16 protein-coding genes are annotated in these 16731 nt (G+C 44.9%); 9 read left to right on the plus strand and 7 right to left on the minus strand.

Annotated features, from left to right (window positions below):
- The first annotated feature begins 328 nt into the window (after window positions 1-328).
- The 5 genes from HRQ91_RS09975 to HRQ91_RS09995 all read left to right on the plus strand — a co-directional run bounded on the left by HRQ91_RS09975 (window position 329) and on the right by HRQ91_RS09995 (window position 6936).
- Window positions 329-1240, plus strand: coding sequence for a DUF4349 domain-containing protein (locus HRQ91_RS09975; RefSeq protein ID WP_210119405.1), 912 nt, complete (start codon window positions 329-331; stop codon window positions 1238-1240).
- A gap of 152 nt (window positions 1241-1392) precedes the next feature.
- Window positions 1393-2178: a hypothetical protein gene (locus HRQ91_RS09980; RefSeq protein ID WP_210119406.1), complete on the plus strand. Its 786-nt coding sequence runs from the start codon at window positions 1393-1395 to the stop codon at window positions 2176-2178.
- Window positions 2179-2474: 296 nt separating this feature from the next.
- On the plus strand, window positions 2475-3893 hold the full coding sequence (locus HRQ91_RS09985) for a TP0584 family protein (protein WP_210119407.1): 1419 nt from the start codon (window positions 2475-2477) through the stop codon (window positions 3891-3893).
- Complete coding sequence (locus HRQ91_RS09990; protein WP_210119408.1) at window positions 3886-5481, plus strand: peptide ABC transporter substrate-binding protein; 1596 nt, start codon at window positions 3886-3888, stop codon at window positions 5479-5481. Before HRQ91_RS09985 ends, HRQ91_RS09990 begins: the two co-directional genes overlap by 8 nt.
- Before the next feature lie 120 nt (window positions 5482-5601).
- A complete protein-coding gene (locus HRQ91_RS09995; protein ID WP_210119409.1) occupies window positions 5602-6936 on the plus strand; it encodes an acetate kinase in 1335 nt (444 codons plus the stop codon).
- A 47-nt stretch (window positions 6937-6983) separates the two neighbouring features.
- Here the strand turns inward: HRQ91_RS09995 and HRQ91_RS10000 are convergent, their stop codons facing one another.
- The 4 genes from HRQ91_RS10000 to HRQ91_RS10015 all read right to left on the minus strand — a co-directional run bounded on the left by HRQ91_RS10000 (window position 6984) and on the right by HRQ91_RS10015 (window position 10388).
- Window positions 6984-7787, minus strand: a complete 804-nt coding sequence (locus tag HRQ91_RS10000; RefSeq protein ID WP_275946233.1) for a gluconate 5-dehydrogenase — start codon at window positions 7785-7787, stop codon at window positions 6984-6986.
- An 89-nt stretch (window positions 7788-7876) separates the two neighbouring features.
- Entirely contained in the window at window positions 7877-8722 is an 846-nt protein-coding gene (gene kduI, locus HRQ91_RS10005) for a 5-dehydro-4-deoxy-D-glucuronate isomerase (RefSeq protein ID WP_476718533.1), read from the minus strand.
- Window positions 8723-8875: 153 nt separating this feature from the next.
- Window positions 8876-9742, minus strand: a complete 867-nt coding sequence (locus HRQ91_RS10010; protein WP_210119411.1) for an Rpn family recombination-promoting nuclease/putative transposase — start codon at window positions 9740-9742, stop codon at window positions 8876-8878.
- Window positions 9743-9773: 31 nt separating this feature from the next.
- On the minus strand, window positions 9774-10388 hold the full coding sequence (locus tag HRQ91_RS10015; RefSeq protein ID WP_210119412.1) for a DJ-1 family glyoxalase III: 615 nt from the start codon (window positions 10386-10388) through the stop codon (window positions 9774-9776).
- Between the two features lie 210 nt (window positions 10389-10598).
- Here HRQ91_RS10015 and HRQ91_RS10020 point away from each other — a divergent pair, with 210 nt between their 5' ends.
- The 3 genes from HRQ91_RS10020 to HRQ91_RS10030 all read left to right on the plus strand — a co-directional run bounded on the left by HRQ91_RS10020 (window position 10599) and on the right by HRQ91_RS10030 (window position 14465).
- Window positions 10599-11843 (plus strand): response regulator, encoded by a 1245-nt coding sequence (locus tag HRQ91_RS10020; RefSeq protein ID WP_210119413.1) that lies wholly within the window; start codon window positions 10599-10601, stop codon window positions 11841-11843.
- Complete coding sequence (locus HRQ91_RS10025) at window positions 11830-13440, plus strand: response regulator (RefSeq protein ID WP_210119414.1); 1611 nt, start codon at window positions 11830-11832, stop codon at window positions 13438-13440. The genes HRQ91_RS10020 and HRQ91_RS10025 overlap by 14 nt, the downstream gene beginning before the upstream one ends.
- Before the next feature lie 179 nt (window positions 13441-13619).
- Window positions 13620-14465, plus strand: a complete 846-nt coding sequence (locus tag HRQ91_RS10030; RefSeq protein WP_246473216.1) for a histidinol-phosphatase — start codon at window positions 13620-13622, stop codon at window positions 14463-14465.
- Window position 14466: 1 nt separating this feature from the next.
- Here HRQ91_RS10030 and HRQ91_RS10035 read toward each other — a convergent pair whose 3' ends face one another.
- On the minus strand, window positions 14467-14823 hold the full coding sequence (locus tag HRQ91_RS10035; protein ID WP_210119415.1) for a TraR/DksA family transcriptional regulator: 357 nt from the start codon (window positions 14821-14823) through the stop codon (window positions 14467-14469).
- A gap of 222 nt (window positions 14824-15045) precedes the next feature.
- Here HRQ91_RS10035 and infA point away from each other — a divergent pair, with 222 nt between their 5' ends.
- Entirely contained in the window at window positions 15046-15264 is a 219-nt protein-coding gene (gene infA, locus HRQ91_RS10040; protein ID WP_210117858.1) for a translation initiation factor IF-1, read from the plus strand.
- A 183-nt stretch (window positions 15265-15447) separates the two neighbouring features.
- Here infA and HRQ91_RS11865 read toward each other — a convergent pair whose 3' ends face one another.
- Both HRQ91_RS11865 and HRQ91_RS10050 read right to left on the minus strand, forming a co-directional pair.
- Window positions 15448-16044 (minus strand): DnaJ domain-containing protein, encoded by a 597-nt coding sequence (locus HRQ91_RS11865; protein WP_210119416.1) that lies wholly within the window; start codon window positions 16042-16044, stop codon window positions 15448-15450.
- Window positions 16045-16243: 199 nt separating this feature from the next.
- A complete protein-coding gene (locus tag HRQ91_RS10050) occupies window positions 16244-16729 on the minus strand; it encodes a Smr/MutS family protein (RefSeq protein WP_210119417.1) in 486 nt (161 codons plus the stop codon).
- Window positions 16730-16731: the final 2 nt, after the last annotated feature.

The following is a 16731-nucleotide window of genomic DNA, read 5'->3' on the forward strand; positions in this document are numbered from 1 at the left end:
TATCATACCCTTTTTTCCCGCAGATTTCAACTTTTTGGGGTAGTTTTTTGCTGCGCGGCAGGAAACACGCGGTTACGCAATGAGGGCGCGGAGACGTACGGCTGCGAGCCGGCATTACATTCCGCGCAGTCTGTATCGTATCCGCACTTTATTTGTTAATAAAATATACCGGCTAAATTGAACGGCGCTATTTCAGGCCCTCAATTTAACTGCGAGTTTCGGACAAAGTCGAAACGACGCCGGTTATAACTGTGCGCAAAGAGCGCACGAAAACGGCATTCTCGGAAATCGAAATTTCCTCGCATGTCGTTTTTTAATGGAGGCACTGATGAAATTGATACGATCGATATTTTTATTGTTGACTTTTGCGGCGGCACTCGTTTTGATCGGCTGCGGTGCGCACAAGGGAAACTTTGCCGCGATGAAATACGCAGTTGACGGCGCGCCTATGCGCTCGGGCGACGTCTATGCGGCGGAAGAAAAATCCTTCGGCGCTCATTCCGACGCAGGGCAGTCTTTGCCTGAAAATCGAAAGCTCATCCGCACGGGGACTATCCGCTTTGAAGTTTCGAGCCTCGCCGAAACGAAGGCTGCGGCGGAAGCATGGGCAAAGCGCTTCGGCGGTTATGTTTCCGATTTTTCGGAAGACGGCCGTTCGCTCGGCATGACGGTTCACATCCCGTCACCCGCTTTTGACGATGCGATGTCGTCGTCCGGCGCCATCGGCAAAGTCGTTTCAAAATCCGCGGACAGCGTAGACGTCACCGACCGTTTTTACGATTTGGATTCGCGCTTGGCAACTCGCCGCGTTTTGCTCGAGCGATTGCAATCGTATCTTAAGGAAGCGAAAAATATCAAAGACATGCTCGAAATCGAAACCAAGATAAACGACGTCACGGCCGAAATCGAACAGATGCAGGGACAGTTCAACCGCCTGTCCAAGCAGATTGACTATTCGGAAATCTATATCGAAGCGAACCTGCCGTACAACCATGCGGAAGACAGGGGATTTATTTTTCCCGATTTGAAATCGGCGTTCATCGAATTCTGTGAAACCGTCGTCGGATTTTTTACGGGCTTTGTGTTCGTAGTTCTGTATATAATCATCTTCGGCATACCGATTCTTTGCGTTGCGTTTTTGCTGTATTGGATATGCTTCGGCAAAATCGGTGTGCTTCGGAAGCTGTTTGCAAAAATACGCGCAGGGCAACCGCACAGGAACCGTGCGAGCAAGGAATGAGGGCTGCATTAAAAGTAAAAAGGCGGAACGCAAGCGGCGGTTAGCATAGCGTCGCCTTTGCCGCAGCATTAAAACCGTGCGAGTACGGTGGAACGGAACCGCAAAGCCCTAACATATACGAAAAAGGCGATTTTCGATATACTTTCGCCAATATGAAAATAGATACGTTTGTTGAAGAGCTTGAAAAGCGTTACGGAGCGGTAAAACGCGCCCGCGGCTGTTTTTTATATACGCAAAAAGGAGTAAGGCTTACCGACTTGTATCAGGAAGGCGGAAGAGCAGTTCTGGGCTGGGGCGGAAATTCCGCGTTTACGGTTTTTAAAAATGTTCTAAACCGCGGCGTTACCGGAAGTTTTGACACGATCTTTGCTCCCAGACTGAAAAAAGCAGTGGGAGAGCTCCTCGCGTCAAAGCGCATCACGGCCGTTTTTTTTGAAAAAGAAGACGCTCTTAAAACGGCGTTAAAAGCCAATCCCGAAAATACGGCTTTTTGGCGCCCGTGGAACCCGGATAATACCGATTGGGCTTTAACAGATTCCGTTATAATAGAGCCCCCCTTGCCGTGGACGCCTTCTGTTTTTATAGTCGCCCTTACGCCCTCAAAAGAGGCTGAAAAACTGATCGAATCTTCCGGTTGTAAAAAGCTTCCTTCTCCTCTTGCAGCTGCCGTCATACGTTCGATCTATAACATGATCTCTGCACTGCAGGAGCGCTCCGAAAAAGACTGGTACGTTTATGACAGCTTAATAAAAAACTATTGGACGCGTAGAGGGCCTTATCTTTATCCCAAAGCCTCCAAAAAAGATTACGATGAATTTGTGCTGCACTGTCTGGATTGTAAGATCGTCATAAGCCCTTTTTATGATATTCCTTCAATAGTTCCTTTCGGGGCGGATAAGGGAGTTTTCACTCAGCTTAAAAATTCGCCGTTTCACTGAACAACGGTTATAAGCCGATGTACCTCCATGTACATCGGCTTATGGCGAATTTTGGCAAAGCCAAAATATCGCTTTTATATATTTTGCCGCCGTCCATGGCGGTACTTGAACGACGAGTTTCCCTGCGGAAAACTCGCGGATATACGTGTGCGCCGCTCGAAACTTCGCGCTTACGCACTCGTTGCAGGGCTTGCGCACTAATTCAACAGTCTTTTAAAATTGACATTTTGTTCGACTGTTGAATTTTAATTGAATGCGTATATACATTTTTAAATTAAACTACCGATAATAGATATATGGCAGACTCACAGGATTTTTCGGCGCAGCTTATAGCGGCAGTCGAAGCTAAAACACAATGGTATAACACGGTAAAACTTCCGGAATTGCTTGAAAACTACCGGTTAATGCATTCGTGCGTAAAAAATCTATACGACTTACTTGTAAAAAAGTCCAGAATAACGAAGGATCCGTACAAACTTGAAAAAAAGATTTCGGAAGTCAGCGCGCCTGAAAACACACCGTTCCCTGAAAACGAAGTAAGCGTTGTTTTGGGAACGCGTTTTTCAGACTATGAATCCATGCTGGATTTTATTTCCATATATTTCAGTTTTTCCGTCGCGAACATGACGCTGGAACGTATAAAAAATCTTGCCGCACTGAACAATTCATTCCTATGGGACAGCCTTTCAACAAATTCCGCAAACGTAAACACGCGAAGTCTTGCCAAACTCATCGCGGAACTAAGGATTGGAACCGACCCGATGACGGCGAGCGCTCTAAACAACGAGCTTTCAAAAAACGCGAAGCTCATAGTGAGCATAAATTCCGACATAAAAGAACTTTCGGAATTTCAAAAAGAAGTATACAAGGTTTCCGTACGCAAAAAAGTTATTGACCATAAAGACTTTGACCGCTCGGCTGCGTTTTCAAGTCCGCAGGCCGAAATGCAGCAGATAAAAAAAATCTTTCCTTTGGTTATGGATAAAACGCCGTTTTACACAGCGCTTATCGAAGAGATAATCGAAGAAGACCAAGGACAGGGAAAAGAAGAAAGAAGAAAATTTCTTTTGGAAAAATTGCAGATTCAACAGAGTACCGTAAATAGAAATACTGGAAAAGTCGATCCCAGACATCTTCTTTTAGACGCCATTCACGGCTTGGCTGCAGTCGGTCCGCAGATAAATCTCATGGCAGACAAGCTGAGAGAAAATCACAACGTTTTAGTAGACCAAAACAACAGCAGGTGGCAAAAATTTTTAAGACTTCTCAGAAAAGCGTTTAACATTTCCGAACCGGAAGTAGAATATCAAGTGTACATTACGGATCCGGTAACCAAAACGGAACGCAAAGAGTATATAAAATACGCCGTTTTTATGAAAAATCTCACTCAGATTTCTCAGCAATACATGCTGCTTTCCGCAAAGACAAATCCTATTTACAAAAGGATCCAAAGCGAAGCATCTCCCGTCATCGTCGATTTTTTGAATAAAAATTTTTCGCAGTGTCAAAGGCTTCTTTTGGAACTTACCGCCCTAGACGATTTTTTCAAATCTGCAGCGTCCCAGTCTTCTCTGCCTAAGATAAAAGGAATGAGGATGGAGCTTACGACGTTTAAAAATATTCTTGTAAAGGCAAATCAGCGCCGCGTCGAATATCTGTCGTCCGTGGAAGAAGATCAGCAATTTAGAAAACTGGGAATATTAAACGATGAATAAAAGACATTTTTTTTTCAGGTCTTCGCTTTTTTGCGTATTGTTTTTTATCGCCAACTTTTTTTTAACTGCTCAGAATTTCATATTTGAAGAAGATTCTTCCCAAATAGATCCCAAACTGCAACGCAATTTTACAATCATTCAAAACGAACACAGACACGATTTAAATCCCCACACAGCATCTTACAGTTCCGAAGCGCAGATTTTAGGCAACATTTACGAAGGACTTTTTTCATACGACCCTGTAACCCTTTCTCCGCTAAACGCCGTTGCGGAATCTTACAAAATCTCACGCAACAAGCGCAGATGGACGTTTACAATACGTGAAAGCGCCAAATTCAGCGACGGGCGACAGATTACGGCGGAAGACGTACGAAATTCTTGGCTCAGGCTGCTTTCAAATCCCGACGCCCTATACGCTTCTCTTTTGGACGTAATAATAGGAGCAAGGGAATTTAGACTGGGCGCAGGAAAAAGGGAAGACGTGGGGATAACGGTAAAGGACAATACCCTCGTCGTCAGACTCGAAGCTCCGTGCGCGCATTTAAGCAGAATCTTGTGCCATCATGCTTTTTCGGTAGTCGACGAAGACCTTTCGCTTGCAAGCGGAGCCTTCGTTCTTGAAAAACGGGAAAAAAAGCGCATAGTACTTAAGAAAAACGAATATTATTGGGACAAAGAAGCCGTACGGCTCCCCCAAGTAACCATAGAACTCTCGGATGACGAAACGGAAAACGCGTACGCGCTAAATACCGGAAGCGCCGATTGGGTGGATAACGCCGTGTCGACTGACAAATTGCTTTTAAAAAGCTCGGTACACATCGGAGCCCAGTTCGGAACCCAGTACTTTTTTTTCAAAACAGCAAGATCTCCGTGGTCGGACGCCGCTTTTAGGATCGCGCTGCTCACGGCGGCCCCGTGGCAAGAGATGCGAAAAGATTTTCCCGTAAAAGCGCAAACTTTCATTTATCCGCTTGCAGGTTATCCCGCCGTAAACGGATTTTCCGAAACGGATGAAGACGAAGCTCTCGCCCTTATGAAAGAGGCTCGCGCAAAGGCCGGAATACAGGAAGATAAAAAACTAAGCCTTGTTTTTGCAATTATGGACAACGCCTACATGAAAAAAAGCGCGGAACTGCTCAAATCCGCGTGGGAAGCGCTCGGCGTGGAATTGATAATCCAAACAAAACCGTCCGCAGAATATCTTGCTTCAATCGCAGACTGGGATGCGGATTTGTTTTCATATACGTGGATAGGAGATTTTTCCGATCCTTTGGCATTTTTGGAACTTTTCCGTGGAAATTCGACTTTAAATGTATCCGGTTACAATAACGAAAAATTCAACGAACTGCTCGACCAAGCGTCTTCAGACGAAGGTTCCGCGCGATTAAAACTGCTCGCACAGGCGGAACAGCTCCTGCTCGACGAAGGGGTTGTTCTGCCCATATCGCATCCGGTAAGTTTTAACGCCATAGATTTGGATTCCATAGGCGGATGGACTTCCAACAGCCTCGACATTCATCCGTTTAAGTACATATATTTCAAACAAAAAAATTCAAAGGTTCAAAATATCGTAAAAAAAATGCCGTAAAAAAAAAGACTGCACGAAAGCGGCGGCAAACTTCGAAAAAAAAGCTTCCATAAAATAAATAAGTGCAATATAATAATTTATCCCGATTCATCACTTTTTATTTTTAATACGAGGAATTTTATGGTTATTTTGACATTGAACTGCGGAAGTTCGTCCGCAAAGTACCAGCTTTACGACTGGGACGGTAAAAAAGTTTTAGCAAACGGCATTGTGGAGCGCGTTACACAGAAAGGCTCGGTGATCACGCACAAAGTAGGAAAAAACGCATACGTCGTCGAAAGTCCGTGTCCTACGCACAAAGAGGCGATAGAACTTATCATAAAAGAAATAACCGATCCTAAAGTCGGCGTTATCAACGATATGAGCGTAATAGGGGCCGTAGGGCACCGCGTACTTCACGGCGGAGATAAATTTACAAAATCGGTAATAATAACGCCTGAAGTGTTGAAGATATTCCGTGAAGTGCAGGACTTGGGTCCCCTCCATAATCCCGCAAATATTATGGGTATTGAAGCCGCTCAAAAGGTTCTTCCGAATGTTCCGCACTGCGCGATCATGGACACCGCATGGCATCAGACAATGCCCGAAACCTCATTTATGTATGCGATTCCCTATGAATGGTACGAAAAATACCACGCGCGCCGCTACGGCTTTCACGGCACTTCGTTTTTGTATACGGCAAAGAGAGCTTCAGTCCTTTTGCATAAAAAACCGGAAGATACTAACGTTATCATATGCCATATCGGGAACGGCGCTTCCATGTGCGCAGTAAAAAACGGCAAGTGCTTTGACACTTCCATGGGCATCACACCGCTTGAAGGCCTTGTGATGGGTACGCGGACTGGAGACGTCGACGCGGCGCTTCCGTTCTACATTATGAGCAAAACCGGCATGAGCCCTGAGGAAATGAACCTTGCGCTTAACAAAAAATGCGGACTTTTAGGGATAACGGGAAAATATACCGACCGAAGAGACGTTGAAAAGGCGGCAAACGCCGGAGACGAAAGGGCCAAACTCGGCATGGGTATGGAAGTATACCGCATAAAAAAATACATAGGAGCTTATACGGCGGCTCTGGAAGGCAAGGTGGATGCGATCGTATTTACCGCAGGAGTGGGAGAAAATTCCATAACAATCAGAAGGCGTTCCGTTGAAGGTCTTGAAAGCTTCGGCATAAAGATGGATCTTGAAAAAAACAAAGCCGCAACTACGGGGAACGCCGAAACCTGCATAAGTTCTGACGATTCCAAAATAAAAATTCTCGTCATTCCCACGGACGAAGAGCTTGTGATAACCGAAGACGCGTACGCTCTGATGAAAGGAACTTATGACGTTCACACGCATTTTACTTACAGCTTTCAGGACCCTAAATATGTAAACAAGGCGCGTGAAGAAGCTCTCGTAAGCGAGCTTGAAAAGAAACCTGAACTAAAGAATATAATAATACGCCCGTAAATTTAAATTTCCGCTCCGCCTGAGACAGGGCAGAGCGGAACCCTTCCTTATTGCGGCTGTTTTCCTATATAGGCTAAAATTCCGCCGTCAACGTAAACTATCTGCCCGTTCACAAAATTAGACGCATCGGAAGCAAGGAAGATCGCAGGGCCCTGTAAGTCTTCGGGCGATCCCCAGCGTCCGGCGGGAGTTTTTGCGCGTATGAAAGAATCGAACGGGTGCATTGAACCGTCGGGCTGTTTTTCGCGAAGAGGCGCCGTCTGCGGAGTTGCAATGTAACCTGGGCCTATGCCGTTGCACTGAATGTTTTTGTCGCCGTATTCGGAACAGATATTGCGCGTGAGCATTTTAAGACCGCCCTTGGCGGCTGCATAGGCGCTGACCGTTTCACGGCCGAGCTCGGACATCATCGAACAGATATTTATGATCTTTCCGTGGCCTTTTTTGATCATGGAAGGAAGTACGGCCTTAGAAACTATAAAAGGCGCGTTCAAATCTACGTCAATTACCTTACGGAAATCGGCGGCGGACATTTCGATCATCGGAATGCGCTTTATAATTCCCGCGTTGTTTACAAGGATGTCTATAATGCCTACGTCCTTTTCGATTTTCTTTACAAGTTCAAGAACTTGATCCTCGTCGGTAACGTCACATACATATCCGTGTGCTTTTATGTTTTCTTTTTTATACGCCTCAAGCCCCTGATTCACAAGATCTTGCTTTATATCGTTAAAGACGATCGTGGCGCCGCATCTCGCGAAAGCCGAAGCTATTGAAAAACCTATCCCATAGGAAGCGCCGGTAACCAGCGCGATTTTTCCATCCAAACGAAAACTGTTCACATCAATCATAAAACCCTCCATAAAAACTTTTGCAGATTTTTAATATTTAAACAAAGGCAGGATACTTCATGCCTGAAATTATATGCTAAACGGATCTTTTACCGCAAATCTTCGGTTTTTATCCAATCCTGATCCGTATACGTCCTGTTTTCTCCGCACATAGCCCAAATAAACGTGTAATTTGTGGTTCCGCATCCGCTGTGTATGGACCAGGACGGGTTTATAACCGCTTCGTCATTGTGAACGATAATATGCCTTGTTTCCTGCGGTTCACCCATAAAATGGAACACCGTTTGATTTTCAGGAACGTCAAAATAAAAATAAACTTCCATGCGTCTCTCATGCGTATGAGCCGGCATGGTGTTCCATACCGAACCTTTTTCAAGATGCGTAAGCCCCATTGAAAGCTGGCAGGTGTCGAGAACATCGGGATGAATGTACTGATTTATAGTTCTCTCGTTAGCGTCGTCAGCGCTGCCGGCTTTTACGTGTTTTGCCTCGCTTAAAGGAATAACTTTTACAGGATATGGAGTATGGGCCGGGGAAGAGGTCATGTAAAATTTAGCTGGAGATTTGGCGTCGTCGGAAGAAAAGGAAATGTCTTTTATTCCCGCTCCTATGTACATGGCGTCGTAATTGTTTATCTTGTACGATTTCCCGTCGGCATTAACTGTTCCGCTTCCGCCTATGTTGATTATTCCCATTTCACGCCGCTGCAAAAAAAAGTCCACCCCGAAATCTTTCATCGGATCAAAGCCGCTTTTTAAGTCGACCGTTTTTTTAACGGGCATCGCGCCCATCACAACTATGCGGTCGATATGGCTATATACAACGCTCACTTCGTCCGCTTTAAATATATTTGTTACAAGAAATTCTTTTCTGAGTTCCCGCGTGTTCATCCTTGAAAAGGGCTCTTTTCCTGTGGAATAACGTATGTCGATCATTTACAAAACCTCCCGGATTGATTTTAAGTATAGCATAAACTTCGAGATTTTCTAGTTTTAAGGCGGCCTTTTGCGATAAAATCGCAAAAACCAGGCGTTTGTCGCACAGGACGTGCACAAATACGGTAAACCGAATTCTACATTACCAATTGATTATAAACTTTCCACTTCTTCCTTGGAAAGGCCTGTAGCCTGTGCAATATTTTCAATCGACAGTCCTAAACCTAGTAAATTCTTTGCCGTTTCAAGCGCTTTTTGGTGCGCACCTCTCTCTTCGCCTTCGGCAAAAGCTATCTTGCCCGCTTCTTCGCGCTGTACCGCTATGTCAGTATCATAATCATATTCAGACAATAACATGTTCATCACCTCCCGTGATTTTCGTTGCAGGTATTCTCGTAAGATGTCATTTTGTATGCATTCTTTGATTGCGTTTTCAAAGCCGTACTCTTTGTCGAGCGCAGTGTTGCGGCGCACGGCTTCTACAAACATACTGTATTCTTCCAATGGTCTGCAAGTTGTCAAGACTTTATTTGCCTTATCCGTATTGATGTTGAGCACCTCTATCGCAAGTTCCAACGGTGAGAGTTCCGGCTTTACGATGTAGGCGTCTGAAAGCTTTAGCGTCTTGCAGACGGGATAATTTTCAGTTCCGTTGTAAAACACATAGAACTCAGGCGTGGGAATCTTTTGCAGGGCTCTGTGGTACTTTGCTTTAGGGTCTTGAATCTGCTCGTACAGTCGCGCGACGTATTGCAAACAGCGCAGAGGCATGTTCTCGTTTATCGTCGATTGATGCTCGGCTAATACGATAATTTTGTTATCGATCAGGCATGACACGTCGTTCGACAACTTCGTATACATAGCCTGTTCAAGTTTGAGCGGTTTCAATTCAGTAGAACTGTCGAGGTGTGTGCCGTGCAAGGCATTGTACAGAGATAAAAACCTAGCTTTAGCGTCTTTGTCGGTGCTGAACAGGTCGACAAAAACCGAATCCTTGTACCGGCGGTTGTGTTTTGCCATACTTCCTCCAATCCTGCGCACAAACCCGTCTTTATAAGAGCACAGCCCGTTCAATTTCTTTCGCTTTGTCAGATCCGCATAAAGCGCTTACCATTTCAACGGCAAAATATCCGGCCGTTCCGGGGCCTCGTCCCGTCAAAACATTCCCGTCGCGCACAAACGGAACGTTCTTTACGAGGACGCTGCCTGCCGTAATTTCGGGATACGAGCTGCCGCAGTATTCGGAAAGCTGAGTTTCCATTCCGGGATAGCATGTAAAACGCTTGCCTGAAAGAACGCCGAGTTTGGCAAGCACGACTACGGGCGCCGCGCATATGGCCGCAACAAGCTTTTCTTTCATAAACATCCTGCGTATAAAATCGCAAGCGCCCGCGTCAAGCCCTACGTTCGCGGCGCCCGGCATTCCTCCGGGAATGAAAACCGCATCCGGCAAGGCTTCGCCGTTCTTGGCGAGCCAATCGGAAAACAAAACATCCGCAGAAATTTCAACCTTGTGCGAACCGAAAATCCTTTTACCTGCGCTTTCACCGTGTGCGGGAAGTGCGGCCGTAACAACTTCGACGCCCGCCCTGCGTAAATAGTCGACGGGAGTCACCGCTTCCGTTTCTTCAAAACCGGGAGCTAAAAAAACAATCACTTTTTTCATAGCGCTATTATATACCGTTTACGCCAAAAATTTCCATATTTTTAAAACTTGAAATTCTATCAAATAATAAAAAAGGCTGCACTCCCGGCAGCGCCTGCCGTTGCGCAGGGAACTTCGCACTTTGCACCCTGCCGCGTGCCGCAGCTGAAAAGCAGACGCACATGTCACACACTGATTGAAAATTAATATCTTTAAGTATAGAATATTTTTATGAAGCAGGTTCTTATAATAGACGCGTCTCCCATGTTCCGCGAATTTTTGACCGATAAATTATCGGCCGAAAAAATAGCCGTTGAAGTTTCACAGGGAGAACGCGACGCTTTTATCAAGATGATTTCAATTCTTCCCGACCTTGTAGTCATCGACATCAAAACTACTTCAGCTCACTTGGCGGAATTTCTTTTTAAAAAGCAAAACGATCCCAATGCAAAATCCATTCCCATAATAATTTCAGGCCCCACCATAGAGCACGAAAAACTCGCCCAGTTCATACAGTACGGCGTTATAAAATATTTTACCAAACCCATAAAATTTGACATTTTCTTTGAAACGATCGGCCGCGTCCTCAAAGAGCCTTTTTCAATCGACATGACGCCGTGCATTCTGGATCTGCATTTAAACAACAATATTATCTTTGTGGAAATTTCCGAAGGCCTTAACAGAGAAAAACTTTCGCTTTTAAAATACAAAATTTCCGAAATGATCGATGCGAACGATCTTAACGCGCCTAAAATTGTCGTAATGCTTACAAACCTAACTTTAAGCTTTGTAGACGTTACAAATCTTGAACTTTTGTTTTCAAGCGTTATCGGCGATGAGAGGATCAAAAAGAAGAACATAAAGATTCTTTCTCTGGATCCTATCATAAAAGAATTAATAAATGGTCATCCGGAATATGACGGCATTGAAGTTGTAAACAATTTATCGATCGTTTTAAATTCCCTGGTCGAGTCCCCGACGCTGTCTAATACGCCCGAACTTATAACCGATAAAATTCTGTCCGCAGACAGAAACGTTGCAAGCGGTTCCGTCGAAATGCGTTTTTTATCGGACTCAGGGGATGCCGCCAAAGGCGAATCTACCGGAAACATGATTAACATCGCCGTAATCGACAACGGTTCCGTTACTCGTCAAATATTAAAAAACGCTTTATTCGGCATAGGAGCAAACTGTTCTTTGTTCGCTACAGGCGAGGAATTTCTTAAGACTCTGCCAAACACAAAGTATAACCTTATAATCCTTGACGTTTTTATAAACGGCGGGCTCGGTTTTGAAATTCTCCGCGAACTTAAAAAAAATCCCAAATCGCCTCCGGTCATTGTATACTCTCAGGTGGTTCAGCCTTCAACCATAATCCAAGTTCTCTCACTGGGAGCGAAAACGTTTATGGCCAAACCCCAAAAACCCGAAGTCATAGCAAAAAAGGCTGTGGACGTTCTAAATGGAAAATCTTGATCCGAAACAGGAATTCGACGGCGGCATCATTGCAAATACGCTGCATGAAATACGGACTCCTATCCAAACCATCATAGGAACCTTGGAGCTGTTGTCCGAAACTTCTTTAAACGAAGAGCAGGTTGAATACATACATCAGATACAGTTCGGGGCTGACATTCTTCTTTCAATGGCGGACGACGTACTCGATCTTTCAAAAATTCGTTCGGGGAATTTTAAACTTGAAAGCATAAGTTACAACGTTCACTCTCTTGTAGAGCACGTTACGGATCTTGTATGCATTGAAGCCTTTAATAAAGGGCTCGAAGTCGTAACGGATATAGCCGAAGACGTTCCTGTCACGGTAATAGGCGACCCTACCCGCGTTCAGCAAATTTTGCTAAACCTTTTGAAAAACGCTGTGAAATTTACAGGGGAAGGCCATGTTCTCTGCCGGCTTTCGGTCTTAAAACAAAACCTCATGTTTGAAGTGTTCGATACGGGGATGGGCATCACGAAGGAAGCAAGGAAAAAACTTTTTACATCGTTTTTTCAAGCGGACGCTTCCATAGCGCGTAAATACGGAGGAACTGGGCTGGGGCTTAGCATATGCAAAACTCTTGTCGCCGCCATGAACGGCACCATAGGGGTTTCAAAAAACAAACCTAAAGGTACAAGGTTTTGGTTTTCGATTCCTCTTAAACTGCCGCACGCGCGAAAGGCAAAACACAGGGCGGCCATTAAAGACAGCCGTACAAAAATCCTCATCGTAGACAACAATAAAACGGCCTGCAAGAGTATTTTAAACAAAATAGTGCAATGCGGATTCAGCGCGGAAAATATCTTTACGGTAAATTCGGGCAAAAGCGCTCTGTCTGCGCTGAAAAAAGCAGTTAAAGAAAAAAAGCCGTTTTCCATCGCCCTTATAGATATGATCATGCCTAAAATGGACGGATGGTATCTTGCTTCCGAAATCCGCACGAGGAACCTGTGCCTGAACACAAAGCTATATATGCTCTCTCCCGAGGGGCAAATGGGCGGCGAAGCTAAGATGAAGTTGCTTAACTGGTTTAACGGATATCTGTACAAACCAGTTAAGCAAGCCAAATTATATCAAATCTTACAGGACGCGGTGGGTTTTCACCGCAGTGCGGAAGCGCAAAAAGAATCGGATATAAATTCCGGAGAAAGGCAGGAAATTCAGGAACAGGTAGCTCACGGCCTTTCGGTTCTTGTAGTAGAAGATCATCCTGTAAACAGAAAACTCATTTCAACCTTTTTGCAAAAACTCGGCGTAGAAGTGCTGGAAGCATCCGACGGAAGCGAAGCCGTCGAAATGATAAAACAAAATCCTGAAACCGACATGGTTTTTATGGATATTCTTATGGCAAACAAAAACGGCATCGAAGCTACCGATGAGATTCGCGCCATGGACTACAGGGGAATAGTTATCGCCTGCACGGCAAACAATGATTTTGCTTCGGTTGACGAATATGAAAAACACGGAATAAACGACACTCTTATAAAGCCATTTAAAAGCTCCGACATAAAAAAAATGCTTCTTAAATGGCAGGATTTTCGTATTTTACCGGCGGAACCGATCCCTGAAGACGCCTGATCTGAACAAGCGTAAAACGGCTGCGTCCGATGCTCTCGGAGCGGATTGCAGAGCGCTGCAAGGTTACCCCTCGCCGGTACATCGGCGTTGCGCGATAGACTTTGCGCTTTGCGCTCGCTGCAAGATGCGGCGGTATTTACCAGGCATATTCTGCGGAAACTTTATTACAAGGAAAAATTATGTCGAATATGATAACGGACTATCACATACACTCTACTTTTTGCGACGGCAAAGACAGCCCCGCTTCCATGGCGGAATCGGCGTTTAGAAAGGGCGTTTCCATACTCGGCTTTTCAAGTCACGGAATGTATCCCTTTTCTTCACCATGGCACATTCCGTCAAAAAACTACGCCGCCTACTGTAATGAGATCCGGCGGCTGAAAGCCGAATACGAAGGAAGAATGGACGTGCTTTTATCGTTCGAAGCGGAATACATAAGCGGCATTTGTACTCCTTCGATGGAATCTTATAAATTATTCAAGCCCGATTACCTTATAGGAGCGGTGCATTTCGTGCAGACACAAGAAGGAATTTTTGCCGTCGATGATTCTGCGGAAAACGTAAAAACCGGCATTGAAAAGCATTTTAAAGGAAACGGAAAAGCCGCCGTCTGCGAATATTTTTCTCTGCAAAGAGAAATGCTTCGAAAAGGCGATTTTACTGTCTGGGCGCATCCCGATCTTGTTCGCAAACGCAATTCGGTTTTAAATTTTTTCAGCGAAGAAGAATCTTGGTACAAAGACGAGCTGTATGCCACGGCAGAGGAAGCAAAAAAAGCAGGCATTATTGCAGAAATAAACACCGGGGCGATTTCCAGAGGAGCGATGGACGACGTATACCCTTCTTCGCAATTCCTTTCAATTCTGCATGATCACAGGGTTCCGATAACATTTTCGTCGGATTCACATGAAAAAGACACAATAGCGTTCGCTTTTGACAGAGCCGAAAAGGCTGCAAAAAAAGCGGGCTATACCGAAGTCATATACATAGACAGGGACAAAAAGATTAAAAGCCGATCCATTTAGCTTAGCGGTTTTGCAATTCGGATTTAGTTTGGCAATCTATACAAAAGCAGGCGGAAGGCAGCGCCCGTAAACGCTGCTCGGGAATTTCTTTATGGCACATAAGGCAGTGTCCGTAAGTTCCCCTTGAAATGCGGTCCAGCGACTGATTTATCATCTGAAGACGCTCGGAATCCTGCGCACTTAAAGAATCCAAAAGAGTTCTGTCGACGACATCGGAAGCTATGTCAACGACGTCTCCCGACTCAACCGTTGTCAAAAGTTTTTCAAAATCATTGTCCTTTTCAGCAAGGGCATCAAGTATTTTATTTCGTTGTGCGATCAATACATTTTTCATCTCTGCAACAAACTTTTCGTTCATCGTTATCTCCATGTTGACATACTTGCCGGTTTTGTAGATACTGAAAGAATACCGATTGCAATCTACACAGGCAATCGGTCATGATATCCCCGTTCCGAATATTTTGAACGGAGACGCAGCCGGATCTCAGGATCCAACCGGCGTGTAATAATATACACGTATTTATCCTAAACGGCAACTTAATTTTACCGTTATTTTGATTTTTATTGCGGAGGAGGAATCGTGGCAAAAGAGGAAGCGATTGAAGTCGAGGGCGTCGTAAAAGAAGCGCTGCCCAATACTATGTTTCGTGTAGAATTGCAGAACGGACATATCATCATGGCTCACCTGTCCGGCAAGATGAGAAAGCATTACATAAGAATTGTTCCCGGCGACAGTGTAAAAGTCGCTCTTTCTCCGTATGATTTAAACCGCGGAAGGATAATATTCAGACAGCGGTAAAGCATTTTTCGGATAACAAGACGGCCCCGTTTCGGCGGCTGAAGTTAAATCCGTGGTTCCTGTGATTTTAAAAGAAAGTCAATTTGTTTTAGGTTGCTCGGCGGCAGGCAGCCTTTGTTGTTTTAAACCGCCTATCGGGAGCCTCTAAAAGCCGCAGTTTTTGGAGGTTGTTTTGAAAATGCCCTATTCTTTATTCTGTGAAAAAAGACATTTAACCGCGACAAGGGCGCCTTTTATTCCGTTTACAATTGCCGCAACGCATAAAACGGGAACAAATAATCCTATAGGAATAATCCATAAAAATCCGAACGAATATGGAAGAAATATTATTCCGAGCGAAATCATAAGCAGCCTTTTTATGAGCATTAACAGCGCGTCGCTTTTTGAAAGATTTTGCGGAGGTTCCTGCCTGCCCCATGAAAAAGAGTGCCAGTACGTATTCCCTTCGGAATTTTGTTCGGACGAGTTTTGCACATTTGTAAACCATTCCCAAAACGCATCCGCATTATCAAATCGAGCGGCATTGCCGTATCTTTGATTTGCAAACGGATCTCTATACGAAGACGTTTCGGCGGAACCGTACATATCGTATTGGGAGCGTTTGGCTTCGTCGCCCAGCACGGAATAAGCGGCGTTTATGTTTTTAAATCTTTCTTCGGCCGCGGCGTCGCCGGGATTTCTATCAGGATGATATTTAAACGCGAGTTCCCTGTATGCCTTTTTTATTTCATCGGCCGAGGCCGTTTTGGAAACACCGAGTTCCGTGTACAGATCCTTCAAATTAAACCTTCCTTAAAAAACGACATGTGAGGAAATTTCAATTTCCGAGAATGGCGTTTTCGTGCGCATCTTGCGCACAGTTAATAAGCGACGTTTGCCGAAAGGCAAACTCGAAATTAAAAGACGCCGCGATATTTTAGCGGCGGCTTTTAAACCTTCCTTTAAAATTTACCGCAAAGGCGAAAAGCTGCCGCGCCGTTTACCTTATAACAACCCACGTCGCTCCGCTCCCGCCCATATTCCTGTTGGGATGTCCAAAAGCGCCGAGCCTTTTATCCGTTTCTATAAAAGAACGAACGGTTGCTCCCAGAACGGGATCGCTGCCGTGCGAGTGGTTTCCCTTCCCGTGGATAATCAAAACCTTACGAAGCCCTTTTAGCTTACATTCGCTTATAAAGCCGTCCAGCCGCTGCCACGCTTCTTCGCGGGTAAGACCGTGGAGATCCAGGCGGCTTTGAGGGCTCATAGCCTTAAGGTATACTCTGTCTTCAAGTTTGAGCCGTTGATCATATTCGTCCGCAGCGGCATCTTTGTCAATAACCCCGTAACGCCGCATCCACATTTCCATAGGATTTACGGTTTTTTCAGGAGCCTTAGGGCGGGAATTTTCGGAACGTTTATGAATGTCTTTAGGTTCCTTTTTTTTAAGAGTTTCCCACTGACTAAGAATATCACCGAAATCCATAA

Source organism: Treponema parvum, from assembly GCF_017893965.1.
Taxonomy (GTDB): domain Bacteria; phylum Spirochaetota; class Spirochaetia; order Treponematales; family Treponemataceae; genus Treponema_D; species Treponema_D parvum.